14 protein-coding genes are annotated in these 16,803 nt (G+C 35.7%); 10 read left to right on the forward strand and 4 right to left on the reverse strand.

The features are described 5' to 3' along the window. Positions 1-15: 15 nt before the first annotated feature. The 3 genes from KEM10_RS18870 to KEM10_RS18880 all read left to right on the forward strand — a co-directional run bounded on the left by KEM10_RS18870 (position 16) and on the right by KEM10_RS18880 (position 4,874). Positions 16-693, forward strand: coding sequence for a response regulator transcription factor (locus KEM10_RS18870; RefSeq protein WP_212218027.1), 678 nt, complete (start codon positions 16-18; stop codon positions 691-693). Between the two features lie 190 nt (positions 694-883). Then, entirely contained in the window at positions 884-2,032 is a 1,149-nt protein-coding gene (locus KEM10_RS18875; RefSeq protein WP_212218030.1) for a hypothetical protein, read from the forward strand. A 49-nt stretch (positions 2,033-2,081) separates the two neighbouring features. Next, positions 2,082-4,874, forward strand: a complete 2,793-nt coding sequence (locus tag KEM10_RS18880) for a S8 family serine peptidase (RefSeq protein ID WP_212218033.1) — start codon at positions 2,082-2,084, stop codon at positions 4,872-4,874. Between the two features lie 229 nt (positions 4,875-5,103). Here KEM10_RS18880 and KEM10_RS18885 read toward each other — a convergent pair whose 3' ends face one another. Next, entirely contained in the window at positions 5,104-5,820 is a 717-nt protein-coding gene (locus KEM10_RS18885) for a hypothetical protein (protein ID WP_212218036.1), read from the reverse strand. A gap of 431 nt (positions 5,821-6,251) precedes the next feature. Between KEM10_RS18885 and KEM10_RS18890 the strand changes: the two genes are divergently transcribed. The 3 genes from KEM10_RS18890 (at position 6,252) to KEM10_RS18900 (ending at position 10,369) form a co-directional block, all read left to right on the forward strand. Then, positions 6,252-7,001 (forward strand): NigD1/NigD2 family lipoprotein, encoded by a 750-nt coding sequence (locus KEM10_RS18890; protein ID WP_212218039.1) that lies wholly within the window; start codon positions 6,252-6,254, stop codon positions 6,999-7,001. A gap of 137 nt (positions 7,002-7,138) precedes the next feature. Next, positions 7,139-8,317, forward strand: coding sequence for a hypothetical protein (locus KEM10_RS18895; RefSeq protein WP_212218042.1), 1,179 nt, complete (start codon positions 7,139-7,141; stop codon positions 8,315-8,317). Positions 8,318-8,464: 147 nt separating this feature from the next. Continuing rightward, complete coding sequence (locus KEM10_RS18900) at positions 8,465-10,369, forward strand: S9 family peptidase (protein ID WP_212218045.1); 1,905 nt, start codon at positions 8,465-8,467, stop codon at positions 10,367-10,369. Positions 10,370-10,542: 173 nt separating this feature from the next. Here KEM10_RS18900 and KEM10_RS18905 read toward each other — a convergent pair whose 3' ends face one another. Together KEM10_RS18905 and KEM10_RS18910 are read right to left on the reverse strand one after the other, a co-directional pair. Beyond that, positions 10,543-11,793 carry a hypothetical protein gene (locus KEM10_RS18905; protein WP_212218048.1) on the reverse strand — a complete coding sequence of 417 codons (1,251 nt, stop codon included), beginning with the start codon at positions 11,791-11,793 and terminating at the stop codon, positions 10,543-10,545. An 83-nt stretch (positions 11,794-11,876) separates the two neighbouring features. Then, positions 11,877-12,311, reverse strand: coding sequence for an FKBP-type peptidyl-prolyl cis-trans isomerase (locus KEM10_RS18910; protein WP_212218052.1), 435 nt, complete (start codon positions 12,309-12,311; stop codon positions 11,877-11,879). A gap of 92 nt (positions 12,312-12,403) precedes the next feature. On the opposite strand from KEM10_RS18910, the gene KEM10_RS18915 reads away from it, so the two are divergent. The 4 genes from KEM10_RS18915 to KEM10_RS18930 all read left to right on the forward strand — a co-directional run bounded on the left by KEM10_RS18915 (position 12,404) and on the right by KEM10_RS18930 (position 14,833). Continuing rightward, the gene (locus KEM10_RS18915; RefSeq protein ID WP_212218055.1) at positions 12,404-13,192 is read left to right on the forward strand and encodes an O-methyltransferase; all 789 of its coding nucleotides are present in this window, start codon (positions 12,404-12,406) and stop codon (positions 13,190-13,192) included. 58 nt (positions 13,193-13,250) lie between these two features. After that, positions 13,251-13,958 carry an ABC transporter ATP-binding protein gene (locus tag KEM10_RS18920; RefSeq protein ID WP_212218058.1) on the forward strand — a complete coding sequence of 236 codons (708 nt, stop codon included), beginning with the start codon at positions 13,251-13,253 and terminating at the stop codon, positions 13,956-13,958. Between the two features lie 14 nt (positions 13,959-13,972). Then, complete coding sequence (locus KEM10_RS18925; RefSeq protein WP_212218061.1) at positions 13,973-14,533, forward strand: cob(I)yrinic acid a,c-diamide adenosyltransferase; 561 nt, start codon at positions 13,973-13,975, stop codon at positions 14,531-14,533. Between the two features lie 78 nt (positions 14,534-14,611). Next, positions 14,612-14,833 carry a DUF2795 domain-containing protein gene (locus KEM10_RS18930; protein WP_143304314.1) on the forward strand — a complete coding sequence of 74 codons (222 nt, stop codon included), beginning with the start codon at positions 14,612-14,614 and terminating at the stop codon, positions 14,831-14,833. 39 nt (positions 14,834-14,872) lie between these two features. Here the strand turns inward: KEM10_RS18930 and KEM10_RS18935 are convergent, their stop codons facing one another. Then, the gene (locus KEM10_RS18935; protein WP_212218064.1) at positions 14,873-16,438 is read right to left on the reverse strand and encodes an OstA-like protein; all 1,566 of its coding nucleotides are present in this window, start codon (positions 16,436-16,438) and stop codon (positions 14,873-14,875) included. Between the last annotated feature and the right edge of the window lie 365 nt (positions 16,439-16,803).

Consider the following 16,803-nt stretch of genomic DNA (forward strand, 5'->3'; position numbering starts at 1 on the left):
TTTAATTCAGACAAAATGACCGCTAATATTTTAATTGTTTATAATCATCATTTATGGGGAGATGCTCTGTCTTCTCTTGTCAATAGTAAAAAAGATTTTAGGGTATCAAAAATGCTTCATCAAAGTAAAATAGATATATGGGTTAATGGAAGGGATTCGATATGTCTGTTGGAAGCCGTGTATCCTGATGCATTGGTGTTAAGTAATGTAAGAAAGCTGAAAGAAAAAGGGGTTAAGGTTATAGTTGTTGGATATATCATCGATAATGAATTTGTTCAGCTTTTACTGAATGAAGGTCTTGATGGGTATGTTCTAAAGACGTGTTGTAAAGATAGTTTGTTTGAGGCTGTTAATAAAGTTGATGTAGGAGTTAAGTACTTCTGTGGACCCGTTACGGAGGTTCTGTCAGAAAGATTAAAGAAAACAAATACAAAGGCTTTGTTAACAGAAAGAGAACAGGATGTATTAGTGGAGTTGGTTTGTATGAAGAAATCAATAGAAATTGCTGAAAAGCTCAATATTAGTGAGGCCACCGTAAGAACGCATCGTAAAAATATTATGCGGAAGTTTGGAAGCAAAAACTATTTGGGATTACTAAGATATGCGTGTCGGGAAGGGATATTGGATTCTCCAGGTGAAAAATTCTGCTTAGGCTGTAAAAAAGCTAAATGTGAACTTGCACAAATTGGGTAGGGAATGATAACTTTTTGTGTATTTATTTTCAATTTTCTGAGTATTGAAGTCTAATGAATGACCAGTTAAATTTATACAATATTACAGTTTAATAGAGAAGTTGAATTAAGTTGCTAATATAATGTTCATTGACAAATAATAGTGATTGTTAGCTGTAATGATACATCTTTAAAATTTAAACAAACTGGTTATGAAAAAAGCGTGGATTTTTATGTGGGTAATTTTACTCTCTGTTGCATTTGTTGGGTGCGAAAGATGGGGAGGTAGATTGGATAATCTGGACAGTGATCGTCCTAGTGATGTGGGACCTGAGTATGGGCAGAAAGGCAATAAAGGATCAACAGATTTAGGATCTTTATATGGGGATTTGTATTTTATTTTAAGAACAGAAACAGGAACTCCTGTCTATAAAAATGAATTTGTGCAGCCATTAGCCTATGTAAATGGATTGCCTTTTACGTATGAAAAAAATGGAGTTTTGGTTCAATATGTTTGTGCAATAGATTCAGAGGAAGGTGAGTTAATTCCTAATACATTTATAGATGAATTTGGGGTAGAATGTAAGTTCCCCGATGATGGCAATGTTTATGGTCCAATGGAAGTTGAATTTGGACGAACAAGTATTTTTAGATCTCCTCAAAAGGTTTTAGATCAGGCGTTAGAAGAAGCCATGAGCGGATTGTCTGAAGTGGAAGATATTTCTACTCTTCAGGTTGACTTTTGTGGTCGGTTGTATGGTCTTAGACCTGATGGTACAGAAAAAACAATTGATTCGCCAAGAGAAAATATGGCTATCTATCAAAATTTAATGGAACATGAAGGGTATGATGGTCTGATAGAAATCTGTACTCGTAATGGATACCAACATTTAGTTCAGTTTTTTAGTACCTGGCAATATAATTATTTGCATTGTGCTGCAGGCTGTATATCAGGTGCAAATGATAAAACCGGTACTATGAATGTGAATAAGCTGGAATACTTGAATAGCTTCAAAAATATTATTGGAATAAATCCAATTGAAGATGATTTAGGAAAGCTATATTTTAACTATTCTCAGTTTAGTTATAATCGCGATTGCTGGAAAGATGTAAAAATAGGCTTCCTGGTGTGGAATGGTTCTTATAATGCTGATCCTGTTGCTGTTTTTACAGTGCAACAAATTTTTGACTTGGGAATAGGTGGTGAATTTGGGTATGGAGAAGCACCTTCTTTTACCACCCGGTCGGATAATGGTTGGGCCAGATACGACAATGTAGGTGGATTTGCACAATTTGCTGATGATTGTAATCAGGTCCTTGAATATGTTCATGAAGATAGTAATATAGTTTGGGTGCAGTAAATATTAGCCTGAACCTGGTGTTCGACTCAATAATTAACCAGCCATTTTTATGGCTGGTCTTTTTTTCTTCGATATGAAATTATTGGCGATTATAATTAGTGCTCTGCTGCTTTTTGCTGATTGCATGGCTCAGGAGTTAGAGAAAAAAAATGCCGATCGTGGTAAAGAAATACTTCTGGATTGGGCTTTACAAAAGGATAGCTCATACAAGCATAAACACGAAAATGCAAAAAAAATAGCTAAAAAGTATAACCTTGAAATGACATATCAGCAAGGTAAAGGAGGCATTGCTGTCCTGCAATATTTTAAAAAAGGAAAGCCAGTATACTTTATTACCAATAATATTAATGCTGCAGGTACCATCTCAGCAAACCTTTTGTGGCCAGATTTTAATGCCGGATTCTCTTTGGATGGTGAAGCTGTGGAAGTTGGTTTGTGGGATGGCGGAGCAGTTTTGAATGAACATCACGAGTTTTCAGATTTTCCGGATAAAGTTTGGCAAAGAGATAAGCCAAGCATCACATTAAATCATTCAACTCATGTAGCAGGAACTATAAAAGCCGAAGGGAAAGATGCTGATGGTAAGGGAATAGCTCCAATGGCAAAATTATTGGCATACGATTTTAATAACAGCATATCGGAAATGGCTGTTGCGGCCTCCGAGAATCTGTTACTCTCTAATCATTCTTACGGAAAAGTCTGCGGATGGACATACAACTCATCAAATGAAAATTGGTTTTGGTATGGAGATGTTTCTCTTGATTTGAATGAAGATGTTGATTTTGGATATTACGACTCGTTATGTTGGGATATTGATTATATAACGTTTAATGCACCCAATTATTTAATTGTAAAATCGGCTGGTAATGATAGGGGTGAAGGACCAGAAGATCAACCCGTGCAGCACTATGAATGGAATGATGGTTGGGTTACGTCCAACGATGTGCATAATGTTGATGGGGGAGAGAGTGGATATCGGACAGTATGTTCGATGGCTGCTTCAAAAAATGCGCTGGTCGTAGGGGCTGTGCAAGATCTGTCTGAAGGTTATATAAACCCGGAAATGGTTCAGGTTGAATCATACAGCGCATGGGGACCTACATCCGATGGAAGAATAAAACCCGATTTAATGGCCAATGGAGCAGCGGTGTATTCATGTATTTCAGATGGAGAGGATCAGTACGACGCTTATAGTGGCACTTCAATGTCTGCAGCGAGTGCTAGTGGTGCTATTGCTTTATTATTGCAGTTGCAACAACAGTTGCAGCCGGGAGTTAATTTGTGGGCTTCTACCGTTAAGGGCTTGTTAATTCAAACAGCTGATGAATGTGGTTTCGAGGATGGGCCTGATTATATGCATGGATATGGATTACTAAATGCTTATAAAGCAGCTGAATTATTACGTAGCAATGTTAATGCAGGTGGGGATTTGATTATACAAGGGGACGTTTATAAAGAGGAAAGCGAGGAAATATTAATTAGAACTGATGAAGGTTATGATCAATTAAAAGTTACCCTTTGTTGGACAGATCCACCGGGACCCGTTTGTGATCAAGAAAGCAATGCAGGTTGTACTAGTTTAGTAAACGACATTGACTTAACAATTGAAGATGAAAATGGCAATCTTTATTATCCTTGGATACTGGATGCAGATCAACCGGAACTAGCAGCCACTAAAGGTGAAAATCATTCTGATAATCTAGAGCAGATTGTAATCAATAATTCGGCTCCCGGGAATTATATTATAAGAGTTAATGGTAATGGAATTAGCGAAGGAGATAAACAGTCGTTTAGTTTGATATCGGAAGGGCATATGGTAAATAATGAGATACTTCCTCCAGCTAACTTAATATACCGAATCGTAGATGAAGGAGTTCAGCTTGCATGGGGGCATTCAGGAAGTAATCCAACAACCTATGCTATTTATATGAATAACCAGATGTTGATTGATACAGAAGATACCTCTTGTGTTATTACAGATGTTGAAAAAAATGTGGTTAATACTTTTTATATAACAGCCCGGTATCAATTAGAAGAAGAGAAAGAGAGCCTGCCTACTAATGCGGTTGATGTTATTATTAAAGACCAGGCAAGTGTTCCATACTTGGTGACATTTGATGATGACATTGAAGGTTGGGAGATAAAAAATACCTACAGCGGATGGAGATGGGGTAATAGCGATTCATTGTCTTCGTATTATTTGCATTTTGAAAATAATAGTACACCTTTCTTGTGGATTGACTCAGGGATAATGAATACAAGCACACATGTGAGTGATATAGCATGGTCGTTGCCCATTAATTTAAAGTGTTTTGAGAATATCTCTCTCTCATTTGATTATGTTTTAATGACTGATAGATATGATGTAATAGATGATTTATTTGTTGTTTGCCGACAAGTGGGAGATAAAGATTGGAAAGTATTGGCTGATTTATCTCAAAGTTCAGACTGGCGATTTAACGAAATTCCAATCTCAGATGAATTTGCCTCAGAGAATTTTCAGATTGGTTTTTATTATGATGATTATTACCGGTGGGGAATGGGAGCCGCTATTGATAATGTGTATTTAAATGCAGATTTTGCTACAAAAGTTTTACCTATCACAACGACAGATCCTATTATTAATATAAACGATCGTATATATCTAAATTTAAATAATGGAGAAACAGGTAATTTTAATTGGTTTGTTTATGATGTTACAGGTCGTTTGATCGACTCAGGAGTGAATGCCTTGCTCTCAGGACAAGCTAGTTTTAAGATAAAAGATGTAGAACCTCAGATTGTTATCATAAAAATACAATTTCAACACCTGAATATTGTTTCCAAGATATTTAAGAACTAATTCCAGGTTAATGTGATAGGCGTGCAGAGTATATTATAATTCAGGTGCTTGAACTGCATGGTTTTGTAATATAAAACTAAATGACTACCGGATTGAATTCCTATCTGGCCCACAACACACCTTGTGTCGCTAAAGGGAGCCAATCGCGCGGGGATTTCTCCTTTTGGAGTTAGAGGTGAGAGCGGGGAGAAATGATGCTTTAGGAACAAAATCCGACACATATATTAAACTACATTTCAGGTAATGAAAAAATAAAGTTCCACCCATCTTCGCTAACGCCACTATCATTTGTTATAGCCCACACCACATCTTGTATGCCTGAGATGATAGATTGATATTCTGTTTGGTCTTCGTTGTAAAATACAATGTCAATTTTTTTATCGATTAAATTATCAATTAAATCTAACATGTGTTCTGATGTGGTAATGCCTTTTAATTCGTAGGTTAGATCATTACTACTGCCTTCTCTACCTCTGTTTATACAGTATACGTTTAGCTTAATACTAACAGCACCTCTTCCTATTAGTTTTATGGCAACATCTTGTATTAAAATAGCATTTTGATATCCTTCCTGCTTACAATTGAAAATACACCCTGCCGGTATAACCACGTTTTTATTTTCATCGGTAGTGTTTACAAAGGTTATGTTTAAGGCTACATCAGCACCACCACTTCCGTGTTCACACCTTTCAGTTTGACCAGCCTGGTGTCCGTTCAAACATCCATCAGGTGAATTATAGGTGAATATGGGATCAGAACTTCCGGTAATATCACCATCAATAACAACTCCATCAGGTAGAAATAATTCATCGTTCACTTCAGCTTCTCCAGGTGTTTCGCCCATACCAGGTATATTCCCCGGATCACCTGTTTGTTTAGTTTCCGTTGAGCAGCCAGTTGTGATAAGAATTAGCAGGGAAAAGAGTAATAAGTATGAATTCTTCATCGTTGTTAGGTTTTAGTTAAAAGCTCAATGCAGTCATCTTCTCAAAGTACAAACCACCTTAGGTAGTTGGGGTATGTTTAAATATGCTTAGAATATATTGGTGTATTCTGTAATGAATACTATACAATTTAATAGAATAATGAAGTATTGTCAATACCACTTTAGGTGAAATTTTATAGTTAATAAATCAACTTAATTGATTCCTTTTAGAATTGTAATGCCCATATTACTTGGGTTATGAGGTTTTGTAATTGGTTTATTACAATGGATAGTACATGGTTTTAGTGCATGTTTATAAATAAACATATAAATAGTTGTGTGTTTTAAAGATTATTGGTTGTAAATAAAGCACTAAAAAAGTTAACGAAAGTGTAGCTGTCTGTGTTTGGCATGATTTTTACTTATCTACATTGTAATTTATTAAATCATTTATGGAGGAATCAGAAATGGGAAAAGTAAGATTATTGTGGTTGGTTGCAGTTTTAGGGATTTTAATGGTAGCTTGTTATAAGGAGAGTGAAACAACTGGAGTATCCATTGCCACCATTATTAAAACGGATGATCATTTTTATTTAAAATCGGATAAAGGTAATAACCTGTATCCCGAGACTTCTTATATCGATGCGTCGCGTTTAGAGGATAGTATGCGTGTAGTAGCTTATTACACTTTGCTGGGAGAAAAAGAAACTGAAAGTTTCTATGATTATAGTATCAACCTAACAGGGTTGAATGAAATTTTAACAAAGCCATTCTTCACCTTTACTTCAGAAACTACCGAAGAGGTGAAGGATTCAATCGGATACGATGCTGTTCGAGTTCACAGTGCCTGGTTTACCGATCAGTATTTAAATCTCGAATTTGAATACCCGGGTGGAGGTTATACTGTTCATTACATTAACCTGGTTATGGATGAAGAGAATTTGACAAATGATGAAGGTGCAATTATTCTTGAGTTAAAACATAATGCTAATAATGATCCGTATTATAGATCGTTATATTCTTTAGCAGCTTTTGATTTAACACAATTAATACCTGAGAATAACGAAGCGGTTGATATTCTGTTACGATGGATGGATAAGGACGAAAAGTATTATGAGAAAGAGATGACTTTTGAGCCTATTCAAAAACAACCTATGTCAGGTGCATCGGGCGATCGCGAATACAATACCTCTATCGAATAATATATTTGCTTGATATTATCAATAGATAAGGCTGACCTCACAGAGGTCAGCCTTTTTTGGTGGTATGTTGCAGTATTAATAATCAAATGGGTGCATAGCTAAGGTTTATAAGCTAAAAAGATTCGTATATTGTAGTCATGTATAAACTATTAAGTACCCTGTTATTGCTTGGTTTTTTCAGTTTGAGTTTTTCTCAGGAATGGAAAAAAGAGCTCGATTCATTGGTGGAAGGTCGTCAATATCTTTCGGCATACGAGTTGTTGGAAAAGCTGCCAGATACAATAGATACAGATCTTTTACTTAGTAAAGTGCAACTAGCCACTAAATATTATTCAACAAGTCACTATCATCGGGCATTTGGGTTTGAGAACTTAAGAGAAGGAGAGGAACTGGAAGGCGTAAGAAAAAATGCCAATCAATATAATACTCCCTTTAAACTGAATGTTGATAGTTTATTACTAGTTCATATGAATGCCGATTCAACCGATTATCGCTTGCACCTTGAATTAGGTAAGTATTATAATGCAGTATTTTTACAGTTTGGAGATAGATGGGGGCGAAAATCGGAATGGTTACTCGATCAAAGTCAGTATTATTTTACCCAGGCATATAAATATGGCTTGTATGATTACTATAGTTTGTACGCCATGGGGTATTACAATACGCTTACCGAAAATTATCACGAGGCCCGATACTGGTATAACAAGTCATTACAGGTGGATGAACAGGCTTTAACTCATTATAACCTGGCTGTTTCGTGCTTGTTTGATGGTATGTTTGCCGAAGGGGGTCAGTCAGCTGTACGAGCTTATGAGTTATATACCGATTCATTGAAAAAAGGTGATGCAGCCAGAATTGCCGGCATCTTATATTCTAAATTGGAAAAAAATGAGGAAGCACTTGAGTATTTTGAAAAAGCGAATGAGCTTTCTCCCAACTATAAGCCCAACCTGCTTTATCTGTTAAAAGCCTATTTGGCCAGTAGTAAAGATGAAGAGGCAAAGAAATTGTCGTTTGACGTGCTAACTCAAAATATTTATTCGCCCGATTTATTTCAGGAGCTTTTGGATATGTTTGAACAGGAGCAACACCTGGAAATATTGAAAGATGTTTTTAATAAAGTGTTGGAGGAAGCTGAGGACGATTCTGAAGCAAAAGGCAATGTTTTATTTCATTTTGCTAAGCTCGAATATGAATTAGGTCATAAAAGAACAGCTAAACGTTATCTGAAAGATTCAAAAAATCAGTTTTCTAATGTATTTGATTCTGGCCATCAGGTTTTTCAGGCAATAGATCAGATGTTAGATCATTTGTAGGAGGTTATTGACCCGGTGATTTGTTTTTGTGTAGGAAAATATCTAGTTTAGGAATGCTAACTGATTTTTACAGTGGTTTTTGCAATGATATAATTCAAAAACTATAATATTTCCTTAATCTGTTTTTGAGATCCTAAAAACAAAACAATGAAAAAAATCTGTTTCTTTTTATGGCCAATACTATTGTTAGGCTGTACCATCAATCATCCTGATAAAGCAAAGGATGTAAAGCAATATTCAATTGAAGATTTTTATAAAAACGTAAGCATTGGAGGAGGTTCTTTTTCTCCGGATGAAAATAAATTATTGGTCACATCCAATAAATCAGGCATCTATAATGCTTATCGCTTGCCACTCGACGGAGCCGCAGCTGAGCCTTTGACTGAGTCAACCAGCGAATCTGTTTTTGCAATTAGTTATTTTCCCGATGATGAACGCTTTTTGTATTCCAGCGATGAGGGAGGAAATGAAATTGATCATATTTTCATGGTTGATTTAGATGGTCAGGTTCAGGATATAACACCGTGGGAGAACGCTAAATCCAGTTTTTATCGTTGGGCCAGAGATGGGCAAAGCTTTTTCTTTGTTTCAAACAAAAGAGATCCTAAATTTTTCGATTTATACGAAATGTCTATCGATGACTTTACATCTGAACTTATTTTTGAGAATAACGACGGGTTTGATGTTAGTGCCATATCGTATGATAAAAATTATTTAGCACTAACTAAAACTATTACAACCTCTAAAAATGAGCTGTATTTATTTAATCGGGGAGCAGCTGAAACCGTTCAAATATCACCAGAGGGTGCAGATGCCGAATTTAATGCACAGCAATTTAGCCTGGATGGCAAAAGACTTTATATCCTCACTAATTTGGGATCGGAATTTACTTATTTAAGTCAATACAATATTGAAGAGGGAACAACAGAAAAAATATTGGAAGAAGACTGGGATATTTGGTATTCATATTTATCGTATAACGAAAAGTACAGAGTAGTGGGTGTGAATAAAGATGCACAAACCGTTGTAACTATCACTAATATGGCCACGGGCGAACCTGTTAAATTTCCTGATTTTAAAGATGGAAGTGTATCAGGGGTAAGTATTTCAAAAAGCGAGCAGTTAATGAAGTTTTCATTGGTTAGTTCCAAAGCTCCTTCAAATATGTACCTTTTTAACTTAGAGGAGGGTAAAGTAAAGCAATTAACCAATACGCTCAATCCGGAAATTAACCCAGATGATTTAGTATCAGCAGATGTGGTTCGTTACCCTTCATTTGATGGTTTAGATATCCCTGCAGTTTTGTATAAACCACATCAGGCTTCTTCTAACTCTAAAGTTCCGGCACTGGTTTGGGTGCATGGAGGTCCCGGAGGTCAGTCTAGGGTAGGTTATTTCTCTTTAATCCAGTATTTAGTTAATCACGGATATGCTGTTTTAGCTGTTAATAACAGAGGATCGAGTGGCTACGGTAAAACATTTTATAGAATGGACGACCAAAAGCATGGTGATGTTGATTTGAAAGACTGTGTATATGGTAAAAAGTATCTTGCGTCTTTCGATTGGGTTGATAATGATAAGATTGGTATAATTGGAGGTTCGTACGGAGGTTACATGGTAATGGCTGCCTTGACTTTTGAACCTGAAGAATTTGAAGTGGGCGTTAATATTTTTGGAGTGACTAATTGGTTGCGCACATTAAAATCAATACCACCCTGGTGGGAGTCGTTCCGCGAAGCATTGTATATGGAGATGGGTGATCCTACAACAGCTGATTCAGTTCGATTATATAATATTTCTCCTTTGTTTCATGCAAATCAGGTTACAAAACCCTTAATGGTGTTGCAAGGAGCTAATGATCCCCGTGTATTACAAGTTGAGTCTGATGAAATTGTGAATGCTGTAAAAGCAAATAATGTACCTGTAAATTACGTATTGTTTGATGATGAAGGCCATGGTTTTGTGAAAACTGAGAATGAAATTAAGGGATATGGGGAAATTTTAAGATTTTTAAACAAATATTTAAAGGAAGAGGATAGAACTGTCAAATAAAATTATAGTTTTACGGTGGTTAAAAAATGAGGCAGCATAATGCTGTTAGTACATTACTTACAACGGTGGGTAATTAATCGAACTGAAAAGTTCGTTAATATCTGAGAGAGACATTTATTTTTTGAATTAATAGAATTCTTAAATTTTCCACTCTGTTTCTCTCAGATTTTTATTTAATCTCCTGTATCAAATCCAGGTCTTTTGAATTCTCTCGCTTTAGGAAATGTTTTTTCAACTTCAGCTCTAATTTCTGATAGATGACGTAATATATTTAGAATACTATCTTCTTTTTGAGGAATGTTATTCATTAAATTTTCCCAGGCCTCTATCGATTCATCCATACCAAGTAAAGCCGCTTTGGCTGATCCATTACTATCATATTCATCTGATGATTGCATCTGGCTATTTTTAAAAATGCTCAACGCTCGACTAACCTTAGCAGGTATAAATAGTTGAAACCAGGTGATACTCTCAAAATAATTCTTAATTGTAGTTTGTTCCGAAACGATTCTACTCTCAATTTCTCTCTGGTTTGAGTCTAGCCACCTTTTCACCTTTTCAGCATACGATTCAGCTTTTATCTCCAAAGGGTGTTTTTTGTCATTGACAACATTATCGGTATTTGACAATTCGTTAATGGTTTCCTGAGCGTCAATACCTCTTTTTTCCAACTCTTCCTCAATAAACTCAGTAGTTGCTTTTAATATAATCATCAGGTTGTCATCCGACGATTCATTATCATCGTTATTAGTGACGTTATTCATTTCCTCATTAAGGGCATAAGAACTGCATCGCTTGGTAAAATCACATTTATTACAGCGGCCATCGCAATAGTTATGAATGCCGGTAATATATTCAGAGGAATTACTGGTGCGCATCAATTCTTTAAACTTATCTATGTTTTTGCGCATCTCAGGTGTTGTTTCCGATTCAAAATCGGGAGTTAAAGAATCAAAATCTACTTTACCTTTGCAAAGTGCATGATCTGTATTGTCTTTAAGTTTATTACAGATAGAACAGTGCGCAGGAAAGGGGCAGTTTTTATCATCAAACTTGCAGGTCTCAATTTGCACTATGCCTTGCTTACAGAAAACATGTTTGGTGTCCCACTTCCCGGTAATGAAACCGTACCTTACTTCATTCGATACATTTTCCGGAAAAATAAACTCCCAATTATAGCTCAGAAGAAGTTCCTCAATTTTCGGTAGTAACACGTCAATTTGTTCCTCAGATAATTTCTCAATTGGAGGAAATTGAAATTTTTCAATGCCGGTTTTATCTGAAATTTTTACAGGTGTACCGTTAATATATTGGTCGGCAAACTCATTAATGTAATCATCGTCATCAATAAGTTGCCTATTTGTGTTTTTTGTGTAAAAAGCTGAGCTAATTAACTCAAGTAGCTGATTAATATAGTCATCCATTGACTTGTGTATTATTTGCTTGTTTTGAACTTAAACAAGAGGAAGTCGGAAGTGTTTAAAAAGTTAATTAAAATAAATTTTGACTAGTCAATTATTTCCAGTAGCGCGACATCAAAAATGGTTAATGCATAAGGGCCAATTCGTCCGCCCGATCCTTTTTTACCCCAACCTAATTCTGGCGGAATGAAAAAGCGATACCGGCTTCCAACACACATCATTTGTAAACCTTCGCTATACCCTTCTATGGTTTCATCTAATCTGAACTCTAACGGGGTGGCATCTTTGTAGGTGTCATCAAGTATTTTGCCTCCCAATAACATGGCTCGTTGATGCACTTTAACAGTGCTTTGGGATGATGGTTTTGGTCCATCAACATCTTTAATTGCTTCGTATTGTAATCCTGAACTCGTTTCGTAAATGCCTGTTTTATTTCTGTTTTGCAGTAAGAAATCTTCTGTCTTTTTTCGGTTCTGTCCACTCGAACCACTATTGTTTTTCTTGCCTTTACCTTTTCCCATTCTATTTGAGTTTTAACTATACAAAGATATAGAATTATAAAACCGCTTTTCGCAGATTAGTTAATATTAGTATATTCGGAAAATTTTCGTTAATGAATTATTTCTTAGTTAAAAGCTATATTAAGTACAGATTTACAGCACGTTTTAAAAAAGGACATGGGGTGCATAGTCCCTTTGTTTTTGATTTAGTGCGAGAATTGATATACTGTAAGTGGCCTTTTTATGCTTTTAATGTGATTAATGCTTACAGAAAGAAGTTAAACCTTTCTCAGCAGACCATACAAATGGCAGATTACGGAGCAGGGAGTACTGCCTTTGGATCCCATGAAAGAAAAATTTCAGATATTGCAGCGAAATCTTCAATAAACAGAAAATACGGAGAGGTCTTATTTAGAATGGTACATCGATTTAAGCCTCGTAATATTATTGAGTTAGGATCATCTTTAGGAATTAGCACTTGTTACTTGACAATGCCAGATAAAGGTTGTAAAGTATATTCTATTGAAGGTTGTGAAAATACAGCCCAGATAGCCAGAAAAACAATGGCTGATGTACATTGCAGCAATGTTGAAATTATTAATGGTCAATTTCAGGATGTTTTACCCGAATTGGTGTCTTCGATAGATCAATTAGATTTTGTTTTCTTTGATGGACATCATGAAAAAAATGCAACAATCGATTACTTTAATATGTGTTTGCTAAAGGCCTGGAATAATACAGTGTTTGTGTTTGATGATATTCACTGGTCGAAAGGGATGGAAGAAGCATGGAATATAATTACAAATCATCCATCGGTTACTGTTTCAATTGACCTGTTTCAGTTGGGAATTGTTTTTTTTAGAAAAGAATGCAAAAAACAGCATTTTGTGGTAAAGTATTAATTCTGCCTTTGTTGTTTTTTATACAAAAAGTATATTTGAGATACCTAAAACTTATGAGATGCAGAATAAAGTCATAGAAATTAATAATATTACTAAGTTTTACCATGTAGGAACAGAGGTAGTTAAGGCTCTTCAAGGAGTTTCAATTACTATTAAAAGAGGTGAATATGTGGCTATAATGGGGCCGTCAGGATCAGGAAAATCTACTTTGATGAATATGATTGGCGCCCTCGATACCCCAACTGGAGGACAATATATTTTAAACGGCACAGATGTAAGTCATTTAACGGATGATAGTCTGGCAGAAATCAGAAACAAAGAAATTGGTTTCGTATTTCAAACATTTAATTTGTTACCTCGTTACACAGCCCTTGAAAATGCAATGCTTCCATTAATTTATGCAGGTGTGCCTAAACACGATCGTATTAAGAGGGGAGAAGAAGTAATGGAAAAAGTAGGCTTAACGAATAGGATGCAACACCGGCCTAATGAAATGTCGGGAGGTCAGCGTCAGAGAGTTGCTGTAGCCAGGGCTTTGGTCAACAGACCATCTATTATTTTGGCAGATGAGCCAACAGGTAACCTCGATTCTAAAACATCAGTTGATATTATGCGATTGTTTGATGAGATTCATCAGGCAGGAAATACAATTATATTGGTTACTCACGAAGAGGATATTGCACAGCACGCTCATCGTATTATCCGTTTGCGCGATGGATTAGTTGAGTCTGATGCCATCAATGAAAGAGTTGAGCAACCTGTATAGCTTATTTACAATTCATGAAGAAAAGTATAGTATATACTAAAACCGGGGATAAAGGATCAACGGGTTTAATTGGAGGGACAAGAGTTCCAAAAAATCATGCTCGTTTAGAAGCATATGGAACTATTGATGAGCTCAATAGTTTTATTGGGTTGATACGATCGTTTGAAATAGGAGAGGAAGATAAGAAGATGATCATCTCAATTCAGTCGAAGCTTTTCACAATTGGGGCTTATTTAGCTACCGATTCATCTGTTTCTAATATGCGAACCAAGCTAGATTATAGAGAAGAACATATTGAAGAATTAGAAGAAGAGATGGATCGAATTGAAAACGCTTTACCTCCATTGACTAATTTTGTTTTACCAGGAGGTCATCAATCGGTTGGGTATTGTCATGTTGCTCGCACGATTTGTCGAAGAGCAGAGCGCCGGGTTATTGATATTGCTGAAGAGTTTGAAGTGGATGGATGGGTAATGAGATACCTGAATCGACTATCGGATTATTTGTTTGTTTTATCAAGACATTTGTCAAACTATTTTGGTGTTGATGAAATTCCTTGGAAGCCTGAGTTGTAAGAAAAGATTTTTTTTTTATATTCGCAGATAAGAAAAGAATTAAGTAACACAATATTATTAATGTTAAATTGAGTTGTTATGTATTGGACACTCGAATTAGCCTCTAAGTTAGAAGATGCGCCATGGCCGGCATCAAAAGACGAATTAATCGATTTTGCAATTCGCTCGGGCGCGCCACTTGAAGTAATTGAAAATCTTCAAGAGATAGAGGATGAAGGAGAAGTTTTTGAGAGTATTGAGGATATTTGGCCAGATTATCCAAGTAAGGAAGACTTTTTCTTTAATGAAGATGAATATTAAGAGAGCAATAAAAAAGGGGCCAAAGCCCCTTTTTTATTTTTATTCGTCTCCGAACTTATAGTCGTCGTATATTTTTGTTACCTCAGTCATTTTCGGAAGTCCAACCTTTTTGAAAATGTCCATTTTATTCTTAGGCCTTATTTCTTCCAGCCAAATAAAACCTTGTAGTCTTACATCTTCTGTGGGTAATGTATAAGGAGGATTTAAGTTTCCGGTTGGTTCTCCGCGAAGCATTATTCCATTAATGGCTCTGTCTTTAAGCTTAATAGTTAGAGCGCTGCTTTCAGCCCTGTTGACACCTATAATAAGTTCATCATCTTTGGGATAATACACTGTCTGCCCGTTTCCATCAACATCTATTTTATAAATATCATTATTGCGAAAGTACCCCGTCATGTTTCTACCTTTTATCTGATTGAAGAAAATACTGTCTTCGGGTGAAACAACAAATGCCGAATTAAGTAAGTCGGCTTTATACATCGCCTGATTTCGGGTATATAATTTTATTGTTTGGGCAGTCATTTGGTTGTGCTGAACCCAAAGAATAGGTGTGTTATAAAAGGTATTTGTCGAATCTTTGAAATTATAAACCATAGAATCGCAGCGTCCTTGCATGTCTTGCCTGAAAAATTTAACATTGTAATATGCTTTCAGAATTTTACTTGTGTCCTCAGGTACAGGCACCGCTTTTAATGTATCGGCATGTAAAAAGAGTGTATCTGTTTGATAAATTTGCAGCAATTGTGCACTATCTGTAGCCAGAGCGTCTTCGGTTTTCTCATTGTAAAAACCATAATTACCCTTTATGATAATATTATTAGTAGTGTCTTGAAGTTCAAAATTATTAAAGGCTTCACCTATTCCACTTAAACGATCGTAAAAAATGGTATCTCCCAATAGTATTTGCTCTTTCCCTTGTATGTAGCTGTTTTTTTGAAGTTTTGCTTTGTCGTTCATGGTATCGTAGTATCCATCTTCACTATATATAATATTGTCGTCACTTACAATAAATGTTGGCCCCAAAATACTGGATACTTCAGTCACCGTATTATATATTAATGTGTCGGAAAAGATAGTGTACTGAGGATTGGTCACCACCACAGAATCTTTAAAATGTACTTCGTTATAGTCAGGATAATAATAGCCCCAGTCGCTGATTAATGTATTGTCGCCACTTAAAACCTCACCTCCATTGTAATAGTAGCCAATATTTTTAATGCGATCGTAATCCATGAAATCTGTAAACAAGGTGATGTCTTGCTTTTCAAGTTTTACATTCTGACGAACTTTAGCCAAACCGATAGAGCCTAAATAAGTTAGGTAGTCTCCATATAAATGTATAGAGTCATTTTGTATAATATGTATGTTGTGATAGGCATCAACATAATTTGAGTCGGGATATACATATGCACTATCGCAATACATGATAGTGTTCTCATGTTTTATTTCAACGTTTCCAATAAATAACCTTGCATTGGGGGCAACCTCTGTTTTGTTCCTTAAAAAGTCAGAGTGTTCAACTTTCACTTTTGACTTTTGTTGACCAAAACCATATTGAATTGAAGTTGCAAAAATAACTAGAAGTAAAAATGTCCTTAATGTCATTATAGAGCAATCAAATTAAATGTTGTGCAAAGGTGCTAAAAATTCCTTTTTAAAACTTCATAAGGATACAAAAGACCTATATGAGATATGTATTATAGTATATACATCATATATAAGAACACTAAGTTGGCATAAACACGTAATCTAGATGTATGGATACGCTTTTTTGCACTTTCAGCAAACTCAGAGGTATCTAAAAAACAAAAATCATAATTTTCTTTTGAATCTAACCTCCACACCGCCAATCCCGAAACACAAATTAACACTTTCTACCTTCAAAAAGATTGGTTTTTGATTTGGACGTTCCAAAAATAACCGCTTATTTTGCATCCGCTTTTGAGAACAAGGGTTCTAAAGAAAAGCAG

Origin of the sequence: Carboxylicivirga linearis, from assembly GCF_018271995.1 — a bacterium.
Taxonomy (GTDB): Bacteria; Bacteroidota; Bacteroidia; order Bacteroidales; family Marinilabiliaceae; genus Carboxylicivirga; species Carboxylicivirga linearis.

Coding starts and splice junctions, on each gene's coding strand:
- KEM10_RS18885 (WP_212218036.1), bottom strand. CDS start 5,820: ATGAAGAATTCATACTTATTACTCTTTTCCCTGCTAATTCTTATCACA.
- KEM10_RS18900 (WP_212218045.1), top strand. CDS start 8,465: ATGAAAAAAATCTGTTTCTTTTTATGGCCAATACTATTGTTAGGCTGT.
- KEM10_RS18875 (WP_212218030.1), top strand. CDS start 884: ATGAAAAAAGCGTGGATTTTTATGTGGGTAATTTTACTCTCTGTTGCA.
- KEM10_RS18895 (WP_212218042.1), top strand. CDS start 7,139: ATGTATAAACTATTAAGTACCCTGTTATTGCTTGGTTTTTTCAGTTTG.
- KEM10_RS18930 (WP_143304314.1), top strand. CDS start 14,612: ATGTATTGGACACTCGAATTAGCCTCTAAGTTAGAAGATGCGCCATGG.
- KEM10_RS18925 (WP_212218061.1), top strand. CDS start 13,973: ATGAAGAAAAGTATAGTATATACTAAAACCGGGGATAAAGGATCAACG.
- KEM10_RS18915 (WP_212218055.1), top strand. CDS start 12,404: ATGAATTATTTCTTAGTTAAAAGCTATATTAAGTACAGATTTACAGCA.
- KEM10_RS18890 (WP_212218039.1), top strand. CDS start 6,252: ATGGAGGAATCAGAAATGGGAAAAGTAAGATTATTGTGGTTGGTTGCA.
- KEM10_RS18935 (WP_212218064.1), bottom strand. CDS start 16,438: ATGACATTAAGGACATTTTTACTTCTAGTTATTTTTGCAACTTCAATT.
- KEM10_RS18905 (WP_212218048.1), bottom strand. CDS start 11,793: ATGGATGACTATATTAATCAGCTACTTGAGTTAATTAGCTCAGCTTTT.
- KEM10_RS18910 (WP_212218052.1), bottom strand. CDS start 12,311: ATGGGAAAAGGTAAAGGCAAGAAAAACAATAGTGGTTCGAGTGGACAG.
- KEM10_RS18920 (WP_212218058.1), top strand. CDS start 13,251: ATGCAGAATAAAGTCATAGAAATTAATAATATTACTAAGTTTTACCAT.
- KEM10_RS18870 (WP_212218027.1), top strand. CDS start 16: ATGACCGCTAATATTTTAATTGTTTATAATCATCATTTATGGGGAGAT.
- KEM10_RS18880 (WP_212218033.1), top strand. CDS start 2,082: ATGGCTGGTCTTTTTTTCTTCGATATGAAATTATTGGCGATTATAATT.